Genomic DNA, 20,201 nt, shown 5'->3' with positions numbered 1-20,201 from the left:
GGGCACCCGTGGTGGCCGGGGCGCGGACCGGCCGCAGGCGCTACGGGCGGGCCCCGGCCCGGCGCGCGGGGGCGACCTGCCCCGCCCCGCCCGGCACGAAGGCGTGGTCCGCGAGGCGGGAGGCCCAGCAAAGTGGCGCGGCCTCTTCTCCCGCCCCGCGAAGTGCCCGCCGCCCCGGCGGCCCGCAACGGCGGCAAACGGGAGTAGATGGACGGGCACTGTGTCCCGGACACCCTCCCAGGGAGCCGATGACGTGAGTCCCCGCCCCACCCCGCCCCCCACGAGCGGCCAGCATCTGGCCATCGGCCTTGCACCGTCCCGGCCCGCGGCGGACACGCGCGCGCTGCACCAGCTGCACCACGCCCTGGCCCCCCAGGAACAGCCCGCAGCGGTACTCCCGGGCCGCCACCTCGAACAGGTCACGGCCGAACTGGCGCCGCTGCTCGCCCTGTTCACCCACCAGGCGGCCGGCCCCTACGGCCGCACCCGCCTCGACGACGCCGTCGGCGGCTACGAGCACGCGGTGCTCACCTACTGCGGCGCGCTCGCCGGGGCGGCCCTGGGCGAAGTCCACGGCCAGGTGACGGCCACGGCGGGCGAGGCACTCCTGCACGGCCTCGCCCTGGCCCGCCGCAGACTGCCCGAGCCGAGCGTGTACGTCAGCGAGCACGCCCATGATCACTCCGTGCGGGCCTGCGAGCTGCTGGGGATGAACACCATCCGGATCCCCGCGCGCGGGGACGGCACGATGGACCCGGACGCGCTGCGGCAGCAGACCCGGCTACGCCGCGGGGCCGGAGCACTGGTGCTGGCCACCTGCGGCACGCCCCTGAACGGCGCCAGCGACGACATCACGCAACTGCGCGCCGCGGCGGCCGGATCCGGTCCCGTGCACATCCATGTCGACGCCGCCGCGGGCGGACTCGCGGCCGCGCACACCGACCTGGCGGTGCCCTGGTCCCTCGCGCACGGCGCCCACTCCCTCACCCTGTCCGGCCACCCCCTGCTCGGGCTGCCCCTGCCGGCAGGCATCTCGCTGGTACGGCGCGTGCCAGACCAGCCGTCCGCGCACCTCCCCGATCCCGCGCCCGGCCCGCCAACGGCCGCCTGCCCCAGCGCGCTGGGCACCCTGCTGCTGTGGAGCAGGCTGCGCTGCCTGGGCCGGGCCGGAGTGGCCGCCCTGGTGGCCCGCAGCCAGGACACGGCCGCCTACGCGCTCACCCGGTTCGAGGCCGCCGGAGCAGCACCGCAGCACCTTCCCGGCTCGCTGGCGGTCACCTTCGAACGTCCCGCCCCGTGGGTGGCCGACAAGTGGGACCTGTACTGCCGCGGCGACCGGGCGCGGATCACCACCGCCGGGCCGCTCACCCACACCGCCGTCGACGAACTCGCCGCCGATCTGCGCGCCGCCCGCCAGACAGCCGCATGAGCGCGAAGACGTCGCGCCGGGGGTAACCCGGGTCGCGGCCGCGCACGGCGGACAGCGCACGAGCCGGTCAGGATCCGCCGGTGAACCGGCCCCGGACACCGCCGCCTTCCCCCGGCCCCCGGCCCCCGGCGCGGGGGCCTAGAGGCTAGAACTCCCAGCCCAGCTCGCCCTCGTTGACTGCCCCGGGCAGGTAACCGTCCACCGCGGTGCCCCTCTCCAGCGCGCCGGCCGTCGCCTCCAGCAGAGCCGGGAGCGACGCCCACATGGGGTGGCGGCGAAACGAGCACCCGGTCTCATGATCGGCATGGCCGATCCGTCCCCGCAGGCGGTGAGGGCGCTGGTCCAGGATGAGGTAGTCGCCCGCGCCGTCGAAGGCGAAGGGGATCCACTGCCCGTGCCACCACGGCCCGTACTCCCCTTCCGGATCATCGTCGTCGGCTTCCGGCTCATCTGCTGCGCCGATGATGTTCATGCGTATCTGCCAGGCGCGGGTGATCCCCTCCACGTCGAGCAGCGACCACAACGGCGGCAGCAGGTCGTAGTGGCCCATCCCGTCGTGCCGCAGCAAGGACTCCACCAACGGCTCGGGAAACGGCTGCCCGATCCTCTGCTCGGCCGCGGTGATCGCCGAGCGCTCGGCGGGCGGGCCCAGCGCGGCGAACGTACGAGGCGCGTGCCGGCCAAGCCACTCCTCGATACGCGTCCAGGAATCGCAGATCGTCGACGTCATCCTGGGATCATGCCAGTTCGGCCTACGGTCAAGGATGCGAGCCGGGTTCGCGGGATCCAGCTCAGCGGGCCGCCCCGGGGGTGGTTGTGTGAGGTCCGGCGGACCGGCCGTGGTCGGGGGCCTGGGGGTGGCCGGTGAGCGCTCGCGGGGTGGTGGCGGCCGGGACGGCGGGGCGGGCCATGGCCTCCCGCAGGCGGGCACGGATGTCCTCCTCGTCCAGCGGCGCCCCGGCCGCACCGATGCGCTCCAGGGCGTCGTGGGCACGGGTGAGCAGGCCGCTCTCGGTGTCCGCGGTGTCGTGCCGGCGCCCGCAAAGGGGCCGCTGGCTCTGGTAGGTGAGCTGGCCGTCCACTGCCTGCCCGGCGCGCCGCACCGTGCCGAAGGCTTCGATGACGCGGCGCTCGCTCTGCGCCGCGGCGACCGGCGTGAGGGCCTCGGGCAGGTCGCGCGGGAGGGGCGCGGGGAAGACGAGGCGGCCCAGCGCATCGTGCACCAGGTGCAGCTGGCCCTCGCGCGCGGCCAGGTAGGAGGCGGCGGCGTGCAGCAGTTCCGGGTCGGCGAAGTAGTCGGTGCTCGTCTCCGCTGCGGCGGCGGCGCGCTGCGCGGCGAGGTCCTCCACCGCGTCGGCGGCGGTGGCCGAGTGCTCCCGCCAGGCGGCGGCCGGGCCGCTGACGGACAGGCTGCGGCCCGGTACGGGGAAAGCGTCGAGGAGCTGCCGCGCGTCGCTCTCGCGCCCCGAGTACGCGGCGGCCGTGTAGGCGCGCACCGTCTCACGGGCCTGGGCCAGGTGTCCGGCGCGCGGCGCATCGAGGTCCGGGGCGCTGTGCGCGGGGGCACTGCCGGCGTGCCGGTCGCGCAGGTAGTCGGTGAGGTCGGGTTCCAGGACCGCCCGCAGCTGCTGGGCGGCCGCATCGCGCAGGGCGACCTGGTCGAGCAGCCAGTCGGCCACCGGCGCGAGCGCTGGGACCTCGGCGGCCAGCGGCTCGACCGCGTGCCAGTCCTCGACCAGCTCGCTGCGCGTACGGTAGGCGCGCTCCAGCCGGTCCAGGATGCCGCCGACCTTCACGCCGGTACTGACCACCAAGTCCCCCGCGGATGAGTCCAGTTCCCCCGCACGCTGCAGGCTCGCGGCCAGGACCGAGGGCGGGGGGTAGCCGCCCAGCAGGCGCATGTGACAGGTCCAGGCGGCGGCCGCGGCGATCCACCCGTCCTCGAGTCCCTGCGGGGCCAGGGCGTTCCTGCGGGAGAACCAGCCGGCCAGCTGCTCGCCGAGCCGGGCCTCGTCACCGGTCAGGTCGCGCATCAGCGCGGCAGCGAGCTCACCAGGCGTGTGCTCGCGCAGGACACCCCGCTCGCTGCTGAGGATGGCCAGAGGCCGGGTGCCCTCGTCCAGCTCGAGCCAGCGGCGCAGCGTCGCGGCCCGGCCGCGGGTGAGGTCCTCCTGCCGGATACGGGTGAGGTCGGCGCCGGGCCGCGCGATCCCGCTCTCCCCCGCCCGGGGCACCTCGGTCTTGGCGAAGCCGGCCGGCTCACCCGCCCCGGCCACCCACACCAGGGCGTACGCCTCCTCACCTTGCTCAGCCAGCCAGGCGGGAAAGCCATCGAAGACAAGAGTGGGCTGCTCGCTCATCGAGGGGACACCTTCTGCTCGGCAGTGGGACGCCGCGCATCTTGTGGACGGCAGCTGACAGCAGCCTGCCCGTGCCGGTGAGCTCAACTGGCCAAGCGGCCCTGCCGGGTCCGTCCGGCGGGAAGAGGAAGGCAACGAGCCCCCGGAGCGTCCCGTGGGGCGGAACGCGAGCCCGCGCAAGGCGCGCTCTCGCCGGTGTCAGGAAGATGAGCCGGGCTGCCGGTTCCCGGACTCCAGGCGAATCCGCTCGGCCACGATCTCGCCGAAGCCCAGGTCCCATGCAGCTTTCTCCAGCGTCGCGCGCATCGGATTCCCCTGAAGGAACTGGCTGACAGTCGACCCAGCCAGGTAGAGGCACACGGGAATCCACACGCGCGATTCCGTGACCGCCACGGTCCCCGCAAGATGGAGGGCGGGCGCCTTGCCCGGGCCCCGTTCGACGAACGGCTCTGCCGACTGCGTCGACGCGTGCGCGTACGAAGACAGGTACCGGTACACGGGATAGAGGTTCCTGATACCCCGGGCCGCCACGAGGTTGGCCACTGTGGAGGCCTGTCCGACGAGGGTTGAGTGAGCTGCCTGCTCTGCCTCGTCCGCGAAGTCGAACGTCGGCTTCTCGCCCACCTCGATGCCAGCCGGAATGGGCCAGTCGATCTCCTTGAAGTTGTTGATCATTTTCTTGCGGCGGGTCCACTCGGCCTCCTCCATCGCGCGCAGGCCAGCGGTCTGGTGCTCCGCCAACCAGTCCATGAAGTGCGCGTGTTCGATGAGGTTCCGCATGAGGCCGGCGGCCTCCACATTGAAGCCGGCGTCGTAGGCCTGCGTGAGCAGATCCGCTGTCCGGTTTGCAAACCGCCACCAGCCCAGCAGCTGGTGGGCCACGTCCTGGTCCTCCAGCAGCACCTGCGGGCTGGAGGAATAGACCTCTTCTGCTCTTTGAAGGAGGATCGGCGTGATCTTTCGCGCTCGCTTCAGGCACAGGGGGTTGTCTCCGAACGCGTAGGTCATGGCGATGACCGTAGTGGCAACAGTCTTGCGGCCAGGTCCATTTGTTACAGGCCACGAGCGGCTGCCCGTTGAGCCGTCGCCTGGGAACGCGAGCGCTCACGCAGGGGCGATACCGCACAAGGGGGCGGGCCTGCAGACCCGCCCCGAGACGCAGCCGGGCAGCCGGAGCGAATGCCGGGAACGTGTGTCCGTCGCCCCGCCCGCCCCACGAGCTGGCTCCCCGCGGGAGAGCACCTCTCACCCGTTCGCGGCGCACTGTCAGTGGCGGGTGCTGTGATGGGGGGCCGCGCCGGTCCTGGCTCCCGCCAGCCCGAGGGCTGAGGGCCGATTGTCCTACTTCTGCGCCGACTTGCTGAACCTTGAGCGACACTCCCCACAGATTCCGTACCCCAGATCGACTTACGAACATCCTCTCCCCAAGCGATCGGGCTGGTCACCAAACGCAGCGGCCGGCGGACCCATGCCTCAACCTGGGGAGAGGAGTAAGCCATGCCCACGACGACCGTCCTGCGGGCCTACCGCTACGCCCTCGACCCCAACGCCGCCCAGCTCGCCGACCTTCAACGGCACGCAGGGGCCGCCCGCTGGGCGTTCAACCACGCCCTCGCCATGAAGGTGGCTGCCGACAAGGCGTGGCGCGCCGCAGTCGACGTCCTCGTCGCCCAGGGCATGGACGTGAAGACGGCCCGCAAGCAGATCAAGCGCCAGGTGCCCGGTGCCTTCCAGGTCCAAAAGGACCTCAACGCCATCAAGCCGACCAGGCACACCCCGCCGGAACCCGAAGGCTTCATCGGTCCGCGGCGCCCCTGTCCCTTTCACGCAGAGATCAGCGCGCGGGTCTTCCAGTCCGGGTTCCAGCACGCCGACGCCGCTTGGAGCAACTGGCGCTCCTCGCAGACCGGCCAGCGCGCCGGCCAGAAGATGGGCTTCCCCCGCTTCAAGCGCAAGCACACCGCCCGCGAGGCGTTCAAGCTGTGCCACAACAAGAAGGCCCCCGAGATCCGCCCCGACGGCTACCGCCGCCTGCGCATCCCCAAGCTCGGATCCATCCGCCTGCACCAGTCCAACAAACGAATGACCAGACTCATCCAGCGCGGCCAGGCGGTAGTTAGCTCCGTCACGATCTCCCGTTCCGGACACCGCTGGTACGCCTCCGTCCTGTGCGAAGTCCAGCAGCAGATCCCGGACAAGCCTTCCCGCGCCCAGCGCACACGCGGCAGCATCGGCGTCGACCTCGGCGTCCGGACCCTGGCCGGCCTGTCCAAGCCCCTGGCCCTGGACAAGGACCATCCCCCCTCGCAGCTGGTCGCGAACCCGCGCCACGCCGACCGTGAGCGCAAGCGTCTCACCAAGGCCCAACGCGCGTTCGCTCGCACCACCAAGGGCTCCAACCGGCGTACCAAGGCCGCCCGCCGCATCGGCCGGATCCAGCATCTGATCGCCGAGCGCCGCGCGACCTCCCTGCACACCCTGACCAAACGCCTGACCACCGCGCACGCGATGGTCTGCGTGGAGAACCTGCACGTACGCGGCATGACCGCGTCCGCGCGAGGCACCGTCGACAACCCCGGACGCCAGGTCCGCCAGAAGGCAGCCCTGAACCGCGCGATCCTCGACGCCTCCTTCGGTGAACTGCGACGCCAGATCACCTACAAAGCTTCCTGGTACGGCTCCCAGATCCTGGTCCTGGACCGCTGGTGGCCCTCCAGCAAGACCTGCTCGCACTGTGGATGGCGAAACCCAAGCCTTCGGCGTGGCGACCGGGTGTTCAACTGCACCGAATGCGGTCTGAGTATGGACCGCGACATCAACGCCGCTCTCAACATCGAGCGAGAGACAACCGTCGCCTGTGGGAAGGCCTTCGTGCCAGGGAGACGTAAAACGCCCGTCGAGAAGGCAGAAGTCCCGAAGTCCGCGAGGGCCAAGGGCAGCGTTCGTAGAAGCGGGAAGGACCGGCCCACGCCGGTTCAAATTCCGGAGGGGCAACCCTTCGGCCACCCACGCTCAGCGCGCACCCCCCTACCGCGCCCCGACCAGGGCACGGCAAAGACAAGTAAAAAGTGAGCTTAGCGCGCTGAAAAGACCACGTCACGGCCTGGTCGGTCCCGTGCACGCGCGGGTGGCCCCGTCCGGTAGTCCGGCTCGGGGCGGGCCGGCTTGTCGGTCCCGTGCACGCGCGGGTGGCCCCCTCACCATCACGCCCGGCGAGACGTCGGCGAAGTCGGTCCCGTGCACGCGCGGGTGGCCCCGGTGTGGATTACCTGCTCTCCGTCACCGAGCAGTCGGTCCCGTGCACGCGCGGGTGGCCCCGTCCGATACCACCGACTGAGGTGAGAAGGGGCGTCGGTCCCGTGCACGCGCGGGTGGCCCCTACGGCGGGACCACCCGCCTGGACGTCTTCAAGTCGGTCCCGTGCACGCGCGGGTGGCCCCGTCTCCATGCTGAGACAGCCCGCACAGGCGGGGTCGGTCCCGTGCACGCGCGGGTGGCCCCGAGACCCTGCGCAGCGACGCAGCCCGCGCCCGGTCGGTCCCGTGCACGCGCGGGTGGCCCCGTCAACGTCGTCGGCAAGAGCCGCTCGGGCAAGTCGGTCCCGTGCAAGCGCGGGTGGCCCCTGGTCTGTATCGACCCCTCCGACTGGACCGGCGTCGGTCCCGTGCACGCGCGGGTGGCCCTTTCCGGGTTTCCGCATCAGCTTCTGCCCGTATGTCGGCTCCGTGCCCGCGCGGCCCCGTCGAGCTGCTGTGCAGAGCGTGTGAGGTCCCAGGGCCGGATGAGCGCATGGTCGTCGTCGTGCTCCTCGTCCGGCTTTTGCGTAATCGCATCGGGCTGCGTGGCCGCCAGGTTGGCCGCCTTCATCCGGAACGTCATGCGGGGCATCACGCTGTCCTCGTGTTCACCGGGCCGCCGATGTCGAGACGCCGGCGTTCCTGTGAGGTGGGCTGGCTCTGCGGGTGGTGGGGTCGGGTAGGGCTTGGGGTGGGGTCCGCGGGCCTGGTTCAGCGGGTGGGGGGCGTGGTGCCGGGGCGGCTGGTGCTGGTCGGGGGTTGTGGGTTGAGCGGTGAGGTCGGTGGGAGCAGGGCGGCGCGCTGGGTGGTGGTGCGGGCGCGTATCTGCTCGAGGCGGCTGGCGACGCGGGCGTGGGTGTAGAGGTCGATGGCGTCGGTGAGGTGGTCCCATTCTTCGCCGTCCAGGCCGGGCGGGCGCGGGCCCAGTACGTCGACGCCCGCGCGGTGGTAGCGGCGCCGGTAGTCGCTCAGGGCGGTCAGCAGGCGGGTGTAGGTGCGCTGTTCGTCTTCGTCGTCCTCGCCGGGGGCGGTGATCTCTTCCATCCATGGTTCGGGCAGCGGGTTGCCGGTGAGGACGGCGGCCAGGGCGTGGCGGGCGCGGCGTGCGTGCAGGGCGCTGTAGGAGGGCGGGAGGGCGCCGAGGGGGTCGCGCAGGGCCGGGTGGTCGGGTAGCGGGGTGCCGGGTGGCGGGGAGTCGAGGTGGCTTTGGGCTGTGGCGAGCAGGACGGATGCGGGGGTGTCGGGTGGTGCTTGGGGTGTGGGGCGGCGTTGTCCGGTCAGGGCGCGGATGCGGGCGTCCAGGTCGTCCCAGGCTGCCGCGTCGCCGGGGTCGGCGGGGCGGGGGCCCAGGCCGGGGGTGGCGGTGATGGCGTGGCGGGTGCGCCAGAGTTCGACCAGGGCTGCGGTGGTGGCCCAGGCGTGGCGGCGTCGGGGGGCGGTGGTGGGCGGTGGGGTGCCCAGCGGGTGGGCCCAGGGGGGCGGGGTGTTGGCCAGGGTGTGGCCGCGGTCGGCGAGTGCGCGGGCCAGGATGCGGTGGCGTTCGGCGAGGTGTCTGGCCCAGTGGGCGGGGGTGTCGGGGTGGAGCAGGGCGTGGGAGTCGGCGACCCAGTCGGGGATCGTGGCGGCGTGGTTGGGGCGGTGCGGGGGGTGGTCGGGCAGGCGGTCGCGTAGGCGGCGTTCGGCGTGGATCTTGTCCAGGACGGTGTTGGCGCGGGCCAGGACGGTGCGGGCGGAGTGCTGGCGGCGGGCGGTGGCGGTGCGGCGGGCGGTGAGGGCGGCGCGGATCGTGGTGGTGGAGGTGCTGGGGGTGGCGGCCTGTTCGCGCTGGTAGTCCTCGCGGGCTGTGTCGCGCCAGTGCAGGGCGCGGCGTAGCCGGGACTCGCGGGTGAGGTGGGCGATGGCTTGTCGTGCGGCGGGCGAGAGCGTGGTCCCGTCGTGCTGGGCGTGTCGGATCTGGGCGCGGGTGGCGGCGAGTTGGGCGGCGAGTGCGTGGCGGGTGAGTTCGCCCAGGGGGCGCTGGTCCCAGGCGGGGTGGGTGTGGCCGTCGCGGGTGGTGAGGGGGGCGGGCAGGTGGGTGAAGGCTGCGTCGGCGGCGGTGAGCGCCTGACGGGCGGCGGCCTGGTGGGCGGTTGCGAGGGTGGTGAGGGTGGTCAGCTGGGTCAGGGTGAGGTGGGCGAGCGGGCGGGTGCGGTCGATCTGTTGGGCGTCGGTGGCATCTTTGAGGCGTCCGCGCAGGCGCCAGGTCAGTACGGCGGCGGGGTCGTCGGCGTCGCCGAAGCCGCGCCGGGGCACGGTGGTGTTGAGCAGGCGGGGCAGGTCGAAGCCGGCGCGCTCGGCGTCGTGCAGGGCGCGGGTCAGGGCGGGGTAGGCGTCGGCGGCCATGAACATGGCGGCCCGGTCGGCGCCCAGGACGTGTTCGAGCAGGCCGGTCAGGCGGGCGGTGGTGGCACGCTGGGCGACGTCGGCGAACTCCGCGGAGAGCTGGCCCGGCGCAGCGATCTCGTTGTACAGGGCGGCGATGGTCTCGGTGGCCGAGAGCTGGGCGCGGCGCCGGGCGGCGATGGAGGCGAGGACGTCGTCGAGGCGGTCGCCGGCTTCGATGGCGAGGTAGAGCCGGTTGGTGCGGGCGCCGCGGGTGAGCTGGACGTAGACGCCCTCGCGGTGGGAGCGGGCGGAGGCCAGGGCGTGTGAGGTGTCCACGGTCAGGCCCTGGGCGCGGTGGATGGTGGAGGCGTAGCCCAGTTCGCCCTGGGCGGCCAGGTAGGCGGCGGGCAGGCGGATGCGGCCGTGGTGCTGGGTGTGGCGGACGATGATGTCGCCGCCGGGGAGGATGGTCTGGACGTGCCAGGTGTCGCCGTTTTTGACGAAGTCCCGTCCGCCGCGCACGGTCATGCGGCGGCGGTTGAGGCGGGTGACGATGATGTCGCCTTCGTGTGCGCGCTGCTGGGCGCGCAGGGGTGCGGACCGGCGGGTGTCGATGGTTCCGGCCTTGATGTGGTGGGCTTGGGCGCGCAGGTTCAGGGCGGTCACGGTCGCTGTGTCGGCGGCGGTCATCAGCGAGGTCAGGCCCTGGCTGCGGTCGTTGGCCCAGGCGTCGAAGACCTGGTCGCACATCGCCTCGTAGGTGCCGGCCACGATCCTGCCGTGGTCGCGGTACCAGTCGAAGGCGGTTCTCGGCTCCTGGCCGTCGCGCAGGACCAGGGAGGCGTCGGCTTCGCCGGGGACGCGGAAGCGGTGCAGCTGGTCGAGTTCTCGGGTGGTGCTGGCCTGGGAGATGAGCCGGAGGGCTCCGCCGGCTTCGACGGCGGCGAGCTGGTGGGGATCGCCCAGCAGGCGGATGACGGCTCCGGCGGACGCGGCGTGGGTGAGGATCTGGTCGAGCTGGAGGGTGCCGGCCATGCCCGCCTCGTCGACCAGGACGATGTCGCCGGGGCGCAGCCTGAAGTCCGGCTCGACGGGCTTGCCTTGGGCGGCGCGGTCTTGCTGGTGCAGCCAGGAGTGCAGGGTGTGGGCGCGTCGTTGGAGGTCGCTGGCGAGGACTTCGGCGGCGCGGGAGGAGGGGGCGAGCGGGATGAGGCGGGCGCCGGCAGCGTCGGCGGCCCGGGCCACCAGCTTCATCGCGGTGGTCTTTCCGGCGCCCGCGGGGCCGAGTCCGGCCAGCAGGAGCTGTTCGGACAGGGCGAAGGAGGCGGCGAGTGCGCGCTGTCCGGCGTCCAGCGGGCCGGGGTTGAGGGCGGCGACGCGGTGGAAGGTCGCGCGGGCGACCGGGGGGATCACGGGGGTGCGGGCGGCGGCCAGCAGCCGGTTCTCGGCGGCGAGCAGGGAGCGGGTGGTGTAGGTGGCGGAGCCGATGGGCCGGTAGATGCTGGTGCCGTCAGCGCGTTGCAGGTCGGGGTGGGCGGGGTTGAGTTCGGGCGGGGTGATGTCCAGGCAGTCGTGGTGGGCCAGGACTCGTTCGGTGATCTTCTCGGCGGCCAGGGGGGCGGCGGTGGCCCCGGCCAGGGTCCGCATCAGGTAGCGGCGTGCTTCGGCCAGGACATGGCGGCGGCGGAAGGTCGTGCGCCGCTCGGCGACCGCTGCCAGGACGTCCCGGGCCGCCTGGTCGAGGTCGAACACGGCGGTGGCGGGCCGGGATCGGGCGGCGGCGCGGGCGGTGTCAAGGAGCTGGTCGACGGTGGTGGCGTCGGTGGCCGTGATCGCCCGGCGCTTCCAGTGGGCCAGGAGTTCGTCCAGACTGCGGGCCTGCTGCTTGGGCGGTCGGGTCTTCACGACGGCCTGCCACTGCAGGCGGGTCCGGGCCGCGCGTGCGGGCTGGCGGCCGTGTCGGCTGCGGTAGGCGTCGAAGAGGGCCTGGGCGATGGGGCGTACCTGGTGGGAGCGCTGGGCGAACTCGGTGCGCAGCCGCTCATCGATGCCGGCGATGTGCATCACCGGCCGCTGGCCTGGTGTGACGTGGGCTTCTTCGGTGGCAAGGCCCAGTCGGGTGCAGATGAGTTCCAGGGCGCGCTGGTTGAACAGTTCGCTGGCGGCCACGACCTCGCGTAGCAGCAGGCGGGAGTCGAGGTTGCGCCAGCGCTGGTCGGGGCCCTGCACGCGCGGGGAGATGACCACGTGCTCGTGGAGCATCGGGTCGCCGGCCCGGGATTCGTAGTGCAGGTAGACGGTGGCCAGCAGCCCGGCCCGGGCCCGCTGCTGGGCCGCTCCGCCCGGGCCGGTGCGCACCGCGAGCGCGTTCTGTTCGATCCAGGCGAGCGTCTCGGTGCGGGCCTGGGCCAGGACCTCAAGGACGGTCCGGCGTACCTCGGGGGTGCCGAGCGCGAACAGCAGGGAGAGGTCCTCGCTGGAGAAGGTGAGGTCGTAGCCGGTCACGGGGCGGCGTTGCGGGCCGCTGCGGGCGGCCAGGTACCGGCCGAGTTCGGCGCCGTCGGCGGGGGCGCGGTGGTACTCGGCCTCGAAGGCGCTGGCCGCGCACCTCATCCGTACGTCTCGTTTCTCGGCCCTGCTCAGCGGGCGGCACAGCCGCGCGGTGAGCTCTTGCAGGACCTGTTCGGTCTCGGCTTGGAGGGGGGAGAGTTCGGCCAGGCGCGGCACGGCCGGCCCGAGCCGGGCGGCTTTGACGGCCTGCTTCAGCGAGGCTCCCTCGCCGAGCGCGCGGGCGGCAATCTTCGCGGCGTCGGGGTGCATGCCGAGCCCGAACAGGGCCCGCATCTGTAGGTCGCTCACGATCCCGGACAGCCCCAGGGCGCGGGCGCCCTGGCCGTGCCACAGCCCGGGCGGTACCCCGGGCACGCTGGAGGACACCGTCAGCGCGGTGCCCGGGGCACCGTCGCCGACGGCGATGTCGCGCCGGTAGTAGCGCTCCCGCCCGGCGGTGAACGCGGCCGCTGTCATCCCCACGGTGCCAGCAGACCACCGCTGCCGGCCCGGTGCGGTCGCGGCCGGGGCCTGGGGGCACGGCTCTGCCAGGGCCCGGAAAACAATCTCCTCGCGCGTCCCGCCGGAAGGGAAAAGGCGCCTCGCGTGGCAGCAGGCGTCAAAAGTGCCAGAGGTGTACCGAACAAAGCGCCCTCCGGCGTCGGCCTGCCACCACACCCGCACACCGCGGCCATCACCCGACGGCCATCACCCGGCGGCCCGGCCCTCCCCCATCACCGACACCCACCGGCGTGCCGGTGGGCGTCTGCTGTTCACCTCGTGGTGGGCGCCGGTGGCCGCTGGGCCCGGGGGCCCGTCGCGCTTGGGTCGGGGGTTCGTCCCGTGAGCGGGACCGGGCGCGGCGACGGGTGTGCTACGGCCTGGGACGTGGCTGGGTGGGCGGGGTCGTGGGGGGTGGGTGCGGCTGAGACTGGCCGGGCGCGGCCTGCCGCTGGGGTGGGCGCGGGATGGCGGGAGGTGTTGGTGATGGCGTCGAGCCGGGCCAGGGGCCGGGGGAAGAACGCTGTGATGCTGGCGCGTCGGGAGGCGGCGGTGGCGCGGGCCGCGGAGCGGATGGCGCAGCAGCGGCGGGAGGCGGAGGAGGCGGAGGAGGAGCGTCGGCGTCGGGAGGCGGCGCTGGATGAGCTGGTGGCGGATTTCGAGTTGGCGGTGGAGGAGGAGGCGGCGGTGGCGGCTGAGGTGGAGGCGGAGGTGGCTGGGGTGCGGGAGCGGGGGCGGGTGCGGATGGAGGCGGCGCGGGTGGCGGCGGCGCGGGTGGTGCTGGCGATGGGTGAGGCTGGGGAGACGGTGGCTGGGTGTGGTGTGCGGTTGGGGGTGGGGGTGAAGCGGGTTGAGGAGTTTCGGCGGCTGGGGCGTGAGGATGCGGCCGGGCGGGGTGATGCGGTGGTGGAGGTGGGGACTGGGGATGGTCCGGGTGGGGGGTGGGCGGGTACGGCGGATGGTCCGGGTGGGGGGCGGCGTGGCGGCGGGGCGGGTGGGGAGCGGCAGGTTGGCGGGGCGGGGGTGGTGGCGCCGGTGGGGCGGCCGGCGGGGCTATCGGGCGGGGGTGGTGGGGAGGTGCCGGGGTCGGCGGGGGTGGTGCGGCCCGGGGCATGACGCGGCCCCGGCTCCGCGTGTGGGGCGGGGCCGGGGCCGGGTGAGGGGGGGTGCGGGGGTTAGGGGTGGGGGTTGGTCCAGGGGGCGGCGGTGCGCTGCGGGGTGGGGGGCTGGGGGGTGGGGTGGTGGGCGGCGGGTGGGGTGGTGTGCTGGGCGGGCCAGGGGGCGGGTGGGGTGTGGGGCGGGGGTGTGGGTGGTGGCTGGGGGGCGGGGTGGGTGGGGGTGAGGTAGACGGTGACGGGGGCCTGGTCGGCGACGAAGATCCGTTCGTGGATGCCGGGTGGGGTGAGGACCCATAGGACGGTGTTGTCGCGGCGCTGGGTGCGGCGGATGAGGGGTGGGGGGAGGGTGACTTCCTCGGTGAGGCCGGTGTCGGGGTGGGTCTCGTGGACGGTGATGTGGTCGACGGTGCTGAAGAGGCCCGGGTAGGTGGCGAGTTGGTTGATGGTGGTCTCGTGTTGCACGGTGCTCCCCCCTCGTGTGCTGTCTGGTGGTGCGGGTTGTTTGGGACGGTAGGCGGTGTGTGGGGTGGGCGGGGGCGGGGCGGGGTGGGGGTGTCGGGGGGCGGGATGCGGGTTGGGCTGGTGGGGGCGTGGTGCGGGAAAGGGGGCGGGTCGGCCTCGCGCCGGGACGGGGGTCCGGGGCGCGGGGCCGTCAGGTGGTGGGGTTATTCGGTGATGTAGGTCAGGTCCATGTCGTCGGTGCGGAGGGTGGCTTGGAGGAGGAAGCGGGTGGCGCCGTCGGCGGTGGCTTGGCGGAGCAGGTCGAGCAGGGTGGTGCCGTCGTCGTTGATGGGGGTGGTCAGGTCGAGGGATTGGCGGAAGTCGTCGCCGCCGAGGATGGTGCGGGCGTCGGTGCCCGGTCCCCAGCCGTCGGCGTGGACGGCGGCGGGGGCGGGGGTGGGGGCGGGGTGGGGGGCGTGGCCGTTGCTGGTGAGGTAGGTGCCGTCGCTCTTGACCCACCACAGGCGGGGCCTGGCCTGGGTTTCCTCGTAGCCGAGGTGGTGGTGGTCGCAGGCGGTGGCGTGTTCGGCGAGGGCGAGGACCTGGTCGAGGGGGAAGGCGAGCAGGCAGTCCAGCGGCGTGTGGGCGGTGTTGGCCATGACGACGTCGAGGAGGGGGTTGGTGCTGGTGTCGGGGATCGGGGGGATGGTCATGGTGCCGATGAACTCGTTCAGCCAGGCGGGGCGTTGGTCGGCGGGCAGGGTGAGCAGGTGCCGGAGGTCGGTGGTGTCGCCTGGAGTGGCGGCGGCGTCGGCGGTGGCGTCGGTGGGGGTGTTGTTGGGGTGGGCGGGGGTGGAGTCGGTGTTGGTCATGGGGGTCCCTGGGGGTGTCGGTGGTGGCCGGGCTCGCGGGCGTGCGGGTGTTGGTGGGGCTGGTGGGTGACATGGTCGGGGTGTGTGGGGCTAGCGGGGCAAGGCGTGGCGGGGTGCGCGGATGCCCCGCCACCGACGGGGGGCGGGGCGGGGGTTGGGTGGGGGTGGGTTAGTCGGTGCGGAAGGTCAGCTGCATGCGCATGTCGTCGAAGGTGGCGTTCAGGTGGAAGCGGGTGGCGCCGTGGGTGTGGGCGTGGCGGAGCAGGGTGAGGAGGCTGTGGCCGTTGTGGAGGTCGGGGGTGGTCAGGTCGAGGGATTCGCAGAAGTCGTCGCCGCCGAGGAGGGGGGAGGCGTCGGTGCCGGGGCCCCATCCGTCGGCGTGGGCGAAGGGGGTCGGGGGGTTGTCGCCGGGGGTGCGGGTGGGGTTGATGCCGTTGCTGATGAGGTAGGTGCCGTCGTCGTTGACCCACCACAGGCTGGGTGTGGCTTTGGATGTCGGGGAGTTCGGGGCGTGGTGGTCGGCGGCGGCGGCGTGTTCGGCGGCGGCCAGGACGGGTGCGAGGGGGAAGGTGAGGGTGCAGGTGCGCTGGGTTCCGGGGTGGTAGTCGTCGCCGAAGAGTTCGCAGGTGCGGACGGTGACGGCGGCGGGTTCCGGGGTGGGCGGGGTGGTCATGGTGGGTTCCTTGCGTGGAGGTAGGGGCCCGGCCCGGGGTTGGGCACGGGCACGGGGTTGGGGTTGGGGTTGGGCCGGCGGGCGGGGCGCGCCTGTGGGAGGGCGGGGCGCGGCCCGGGAGGGGGTGGCGGCGGCCGGGGCGTGGGGGCCCCAGGGGGCTGGGGGTCAGGGGGTGCCGGTCGGCAGGGGGAGCTGCCCGTCGGGCAGGGCGCAGGCGTCGCGGGCGTGTTCCTGGATGGCCAGGGTGTGTTCCATGGCCTGCTGGTCTTCGAGGAAGCAGGCGTACCAGCCGCATCGTGTGCACGTCGACCAGATGTAGGTGCGGGTGTCGTGGGGGCGTGAGGGCGGGCGGGGGCCCAGGCGGGTGGGGATGTGGCGGGTGTTCATCCAGGTGGATAGGCGTTGGCCTTCGGGGCAGCGTCGTGCGGTTTCCTCGGCGGCGGTGGCCCAGGTGGCGGCGGCAGTGCAGATAAGGCAGTCGTGGCGGTGTTCGGCGAACGGGTTGGGGAAGAAGGGGCGGGGGCGGGGCGGCATGGGGGCGTACGGGTCCTTGCAGGGATGGGCCGGGGGCTGCGGGCGCGAAGGCGGAGGCGCCCGCAGCCGGGCCGGGTCAGGTCTGGTTGGTGGGGTACGGGCCGGGAGCGGGGGTGGCGGGCTTGGGGACGGTGGTGAAGCCGCAGGAGTCGACGCTGAGGTGGCGGACGGTGCCGTCGGGGGCGGTGACGGTAAGGACGTCGCCGACGCTGATGGAGCGCAGGGAGTCGGGCCAGGCCTGGCCGGTGTCGTCGGGGCGCTGGTAGTTGCCGACGGTGAAGGCGGCGTCGGCGGCGGTCTCGTGGTCGTGGATGCGGGTGCTGGGGTGGAAGGCCAGGTTCAGGGGCGTGGTGTCGGGGTGGGTGGCGAGGGTGAGGGGGTGGCCTTCTTCGTAGCCGAGGAAGGCGAGGGGGAAAATGTTGAGGTGGGCGGTGACGGTGTAGAGGGCGGGGGTGGGGGTGGTGTGGGCGGTGATGGTGGGGGGCCGGTGCATGTGGGTGGTCACGGGGTGGCTCCGGTGGTGGTGGGCGGGTGTTGGTGGGTTGAGGGTGGCGTGGCGGGTGGTTAGACGGGCAAGGACGGTCCCCCACCCCGGGGATGGGAGCGGCCCTGTGCCCCCCCGGGTGGGTGCCGGGGGGCACAGGGCCGGGGCGGGGCGCGGGGCGCGGGGCCGAAAGGCGGGGGCGCGGGGTGAGGGGTACGGACACCCGGGGCGGGGCGCGGGGCGGGGCGCGGGGGGCGTGGGCCCCGGGGTGGGCCCCGGGGGCGGTGGCGTGCGGGGGTGGGGTCAGGTGATGAGGAGGTCGCCGTCGATGCGGGCGGTGGCGGGCAGGTCCCAGCCGGACAGGAGGCCGGTGACGAGCGGGCCCGGCGCGCCGGGCACGTGGCGGAGTTGCACGTCGGGCGTGAGGGGCTTGACCGCGGTCAGGAACGGCCATGGCTGGGTGAGGCCCATGGCGCCGTAGGGGGTGAAGATCGTGATGTGGGGGGCGGTGGTGTAGCCCAGGTGTTGGTAGAAGGGGGTGAGGTCGGGGGTGTGGATGAGGGTGGTCATCCGGTAGCCGTGGGCGCGGGCGCGGGTTTCTGTTTCGGTGAGCAGGGCGCGGGCGATGCCTTGTCTGCGGTGTTTGGGGGCGACGGCCAGGCCGTAGATCATCAGGGCGGTGCGGGCGAGTATCAGGGAGAGGTGGGGGTTGCGGTCGACGGTGGGATGGTCTGCGGCCCAGTCGGGGTAGGAGGCGAACAGGGCGCCTGCGGGCTGGGGGTTGGTGGTGCGGCGGCGCCGGGCGGTCAGGCACAGGGCGGGGCCGTGGGTGTTCAGGGGCCGGTCCGGGGCGAGGTCGAGGATGTCTTTGATTCCGGTGTGCAGTTGGGGGCTTTCGAGGGTGAGGGCGAGCAGGGTGAGGTAGTCGGCGTGGTCGGTGGACGCCAGGGGGGTCACGGAGCAGCGCGGGGGCTGCTTGGGGGGTGTGGGGGTGGGGGTGGTCATGGGGGTCCTTCCCGGGGGTGTGGGTGATGGCCCGCGCATCAGCCCGTCCCGCTCGCTCGCTTGCTTGATGGCGGAGCGGGGCGGGGGCGTGGCGGGTGGGATGACCTTGGTGTTTGCGGACCCAAGCGGGTCAACTGGCATGGGCCCCGGGGGCGGTGGCGTGCGGGGGTGGGGTCAGGTGATGAGTCGGTCGCCGTCGAAGTGGGCTGTGGCGGGCAGGTCGCAGCCGGGCAGGAGGCCGGTGACGACCGGGCCTGCGGCGCCGGGGACGTGGCGGATCTGCACGCCGGGTGTGAGGGGCTTGACCGCGGTCAGGTACGGCTGTGGGTGTTTGAGTCCCATCAAGCAGTACGGGGTGACGATCATGGTGCGGGGGGCGGTGGTGTAGCCCAGGTGTTGGTAGAAGGGGGTGAGGTCGGGGGTGTGGATGAGGGTGGTCATCCGGTAGCCGTGGGCGCGGGCGCGGGTTTCTGTTTCGGTGAGCAGGGCGCGGGCGATGCCTTGTCTGCGGTGTTTGGGGGCGACGGCCAGGCCGTAGATCATCAGGGCGGTGCGGGCGAGTGCCAGGGAGAGGTGGAGCTTGCCGTCGACGACCGGATGCGTTGCGGCCCACTGGGGGTAGGTGGCGAAGAGGGCGCCTGCGGGCTGGGGGTTGGTGGTGTGGCGGGGCCGGGCGGTCAGGCACAGGGCGGGGCCGTGGGTGTTCAGGGGCCCGTACGGGGGGAGGGTGAGGGTTTCTTCGACTCCGGTGGGCGGTTGGGAGTCTTCATAGGCGAGGGCGAGCAGGGTGAGGTAGTCGGCGTGGTCGGTGGGCGTCAGGGGGGTTACGGAGCAGTGTTGGGGCTGTCTGGGGGGTGTGGGGGTGGTCATGGGGGTCCTTTCCGGGTGTGTGGGTGATGGCCTGCGCGTCGGCGCTTCCCGCTCGCTTGATGGCGGAGCGGGGTGGGTGGGATGACCTTGGTGTTTGCGGACCCAAGCGCGTCAACTGGTGTGGGGGTGTTCAGGGTTGAGGGGGTGGGGCTGCTCGGCGTTGTGGTGGCGTGCGGGGGCGGGGCGGTGGGGGGTGGGGTGAGAAGGGGGCGGGGGAACGCGTCTCTGCCTGTGCTCTTTCGCCTTTGGCTGGGGAACGGGTCCTTCTCCGCTCCCCCTCCTTTGGCTGGGGAACGCGTTGTGCCCGCCCCCTTGGGCAGGGGGCGGGCACGGGTGCGGGTGCGGGTGGGGGTGGTCAGTGGTGGTGGTGGCGGGCGGCGGAGATGCCGAGGGTGACGGCGATCTCGGTGGTGGCGCTGATCAGGAGCGGGGCGAGGGGTGTGTGGGTGGTGGGCTGGTCTTCGGGCTGGCGGAGTTCGGCGATGAGGCGGTTGCGGGCGGCGGTGAGTAGTACGGCGGTGGTGATGAGGGCGATGCGTTTGTTCGTCACAGGCGTGTCCTCCCTTGTGTGGTGTGGTTCCGGCGGGTGCCGGGGGGTGGGGTGTTGTGGTGGGTGAGGTTGCCGGGTGGGAGGGCTAGCGGTGCAAGCCGGCCCCGGGACCGGGCCCCCCGGCCGGGGCGGGCCGGGGCCGGGCCGGGCCGGGGCGGGCCGGGGCGCGGCCGGGGTGAGGAGCACGGCTACCGGGGCCAGGGCGCGGCGGGGCGGGGCCGGGCCGGGCCTGGCCGGGGCGGGGCGGGGCGGGTGGTGGAGCGTACGGGCCCCAAGGGCGCGCCCCCGGGGGAGCAGGCACCCCCGGGGGGCGGGGAGCACGGTCACCGGGGTGCGCCGGGGGCACGGCCGCCGGGAGCCTGTTCGGGCCGGGTCCAGGAGCGTGGCGGCCGGGGGACGGGCCCGGGCGGGCCGGGTCTAGGAGCACGGCGGCCGGGAGCCGGTTCGGGGCACAGACACGGCTGTTGGGACACGGGCCCCCCGGGGGCGGGTGGGAGGGACGGGCTGCGGGGCCGGTTCGGGAAGGCGCGGTTGCCGGGGTGGCGGGCCGGGGCAGGAGCGCGGCCGCCCGGGGAGAGGGGTAGGCGTGGGAGCTCCGGGGCCGGTTCGGGGCCAGGAGTGCGGCGGCCAGGCGCAGTTCGGGGCACAGGCACCGCCCCGGGACACGGGCCCCGGGGCGGGGCGCAGGCACGGCCGCCGGGGACGGGCTGGGGGCGCGCCGGGCGGGGAGCACGGTCACCGAGGCACGGCGCGGGCGGGGCCAGGAGCTCGGCCGCCGTGGCCGGTTGGGGTCCGGGGGGCGCGCGCTTCATCAGGGCGGGTGGGGGTGCCCGGGGGTGTGGGATCGGTAGGCCGCCGGGGCGGCGGGGATGGGGATGGGGGTGGGTCGGCGGCACGGGCGGGGCACGGGGACCCCGGTGCGGGGGACGGCGGGTGGGGTGGGAGGCGCGGGCCCCCGGGGCGGAGCCAGGAGCACGGCCGCGCGGGGCCGGTTGGGGTCCGGGGGGTGCGCGCTTCATCAGGGCGTGCCGGGGTGTGGGGCCGGGAGGGCGCGGCGGGGCGGGGCGGGGTGAGGAGCACGGCTACCGGGGGCGGGGGCGGGAGGGACGGGCCCCGGGGCGGGGCACCTCGCGGGTCGCCAGGTCCATCCGCAG

General features: G+C 73.8%; 15 protein-coding genes and 1 CRISPR repeat array. Of the genes, 2 read left to right on the top strand and 13 right to left on the bottom strand.

Annotated features, from left to right (window positions below; genetic code table 11):
- Positions 1-253: 253 nt before the first annotated feature.
- Positions 254-1,429 (top strand): pyridoxal-dependent decarboxylase, encoded by a 1,176-nt coding sequence (locus tag ABT160_RS29895; protein WP_351651022.1) that lies wholly within the window; start codon positions 254-256, stop codon positions 1,427-1,429.
- Between the two features lie 145 nt (positions 1,430-1,574).
- Here the strand turns inward: ABT160_RS29895 and ABT160_RS29890 are convergent, their stop codons facing one another.
- The 3 genes from ABT160_RS29890 to ABT160_RS29880 all read right to left on the bottom strand — a co-directional run bounded on the left by ABT160_RS29890 (position 1,575) and on the right by ABT160_RS29880 (position 4,797).
- Positions 1,575-2,159, bottom strand: coding sequence for an SMI1/KNR4 family protein (locus ABT160_RS29890; protein WP_351651021.1), 585 nt, complete (start codon positions 2,157-2,159; stop codon positions 1,575-1,577).
- A gap of 61 nt (positions 2,160-2,220) precedes the next feature.
- Positions 2,221-3,789: a hypothetical protein gene (locus tag ABT160_RS29885; RefSeq protein ID WP_351651020.1), complete on the bottom strand. Its 1,569-nt coding sequence runs from the start codon at positions 3,787-3,789 to the stop codon at positions 2,221-2,223.
- Between the two features lie 198 nt (positions 3,790-3,987).
- A complete protein-coding gene (locus ABT160_RS29880) occupies positions 3,988-4,797 on the bottom strand; it encodes a DUF5677 domain-containing protein (protein WP_351651019.1) in 810 nt (269 codons plus the stop codon).
- Positions 4,798-5,286: 489 nt separating this feature from the next.
- Between ABT160_RS29880 and ABT160_RS29875 the strand changes: the two genes are divergently transcribed.
- Positions 5,287-6,861 carry an RNA-guided endonuclease InsQ/TnpB family protein gene (locus ABT160_RS29875; RefSeq protein ID WP_351651018.1) on the top strand — a complete coding sequence of 525 codons (1,575 nt, stop codon included), beginning with the start codon at positions 5,287-5,289 and terminating at the stop codon, positions 6,859-6,861.
- A gap of 34 nt (positions 6,862-6,895) precedes the next feature.
- A CRISPR array of direct repeats spans positions 6,896-7,473; the repeat unit is 29 nt; unit sequence GTCGGTCCCGTGCACGCGCGGGTGGCCCC.
- 15 nt (positions 7,474-7,488) lie between these two features.
- On the opposite strand, the gene ABT160_RS29870 is transcribed toward ABT160_RS29875, so the two are convergent.
- The 10 genes from ABT160_RS29870 to ABT160_RS29825 form a co-directional block, all read right to left on the bottom strand.
- The gene (locus ABT160_RS29870) at positions 7,489-7,677 is read right to left on the bottom strand and encodes a hypothetical protein (RefSeq protein ID WP_351651017.1); all 189 of its coding nucleotides are present in this window, start codon (positions 7,675-7,677) and stop codon (positions 7,489-7,491) included.
- Positions 7,678-7,796: 119 nt separating this feature from the next.
- A complete protein-coding gene (gene mobF, locus ABT160_RS29865) occupies positions 7,797-12,476 on the bottom strand; it encodes a MobF family relaxase (RefSeq protein ID WP_351651073.1) in 4,680 nt (1,559 codons plus the stop codon).
- A gap of 1,199 nt (positions 12,477-13,675) precedes the next feature.
- Positions 13,676-14,080, bottom strand: coding sequence for a hypothetical protein (locus ABT160_RS29860; RefSeq protein WP_351651016.1), 405 nt, complete (start codon positions 14,078-14,080; stop codon positions 13,676-13,678).
- 203 nt (positions 14,081-14,283) lie between these two features.
- Entirely contained in the window at positions 14,284-14,931 is a 648-nt protein-coding gene (locus ABT160_RS29855) for a hypothetical protein (RefSeq protein ID WP_351651015.1), read from the bottom strand.
- Between the two features lie 169 nt (positions 14,932-15,100).
- The gene (locus tag ABT160_RS29850) at positions 15,101-15,604 is read right to left on the bottom strand and encodes a DUF3085 domain-containing protein (RefSeq protein WP_351651014.1); all 504 of its coding nucleotides are present in this window, start codon (positions 15,602-15,604) and stop codon (positions 15,101-15,103) included.
- A 165-nt stretch (positions 15,605-15,769) separates the two neighbouring features.
- Complete coding sequence (locus ABT160_RS29845) at positions 15,770-16,138, bottom strand: hypothetical protein (protein WP_351651013.1); 369 nt, start codon at positions 16,136-16,138, stop codon at positions 15,770-15,772.
- Between the two features lie 76 nt (positions 16,139-16,214).
- Positions 16,215-16,643, bottom strand: coding sequence for a hypothetical protein (locus ABT160_RS29840; RefSeq protein WP_351651012.1), 429 nt, complete (start codon positions 16,641-16,643; stop codon positions 16,215-16,217).
- Between the two features lie 282 nt (positions 16,644-16,925).
- Positions 16,926-17,627, bottom strand: a complete 702-nt coding sequence (locus tag ABT160_RS29835; RefSeq protein WP_351651011.1) for a GNAT family N-acetyltransferase — start codon at positions 17,625-17,627, stop codon at positions 16,926-16,928.
- Between the two features lie 174 nt (positions 17,628-17,801).
- Positions 17,802-18,497 carry a GNAT family N-acetyltransferase gene (locus ABT160_RS29830; RefSeq protein WP_351651010.1) on the bottom strand — a complete coding sequence of 232 codons (696 nt, stop codon included), beginning with the start codon at positions 18,495-18,497 and terminating at the stop codon, positions 17,802-17,804.
- A gap of 355 nt (positions 18,498-18,852) precedes the next feature.
- The gene (locus tag ABT160_RS29825; protein WP_351651009.1) at positions 18,853-19,047 is read right to left on the bottom strand and encodes a hypothetical protein; all 195 of its coding nucleotides are present in this window, start codon (positions 19,045-19,047) and stop codon (positions 18,853-18,855) included.
- Positions 19,048-20,201 lie beyond the last annotated feature (1,154 nt).

The organism is Streptomyces sp. NPDC001941, from assembly GCF_040296945.1.
GTDB lineage: Bacteria > Actinomycetota > Actinomycetes > Streptomycetales > Streptomycetaceae > Streptomyces.
This window is presented reverse-complemented; position numbering and strand designations above follow the sequence as displayed.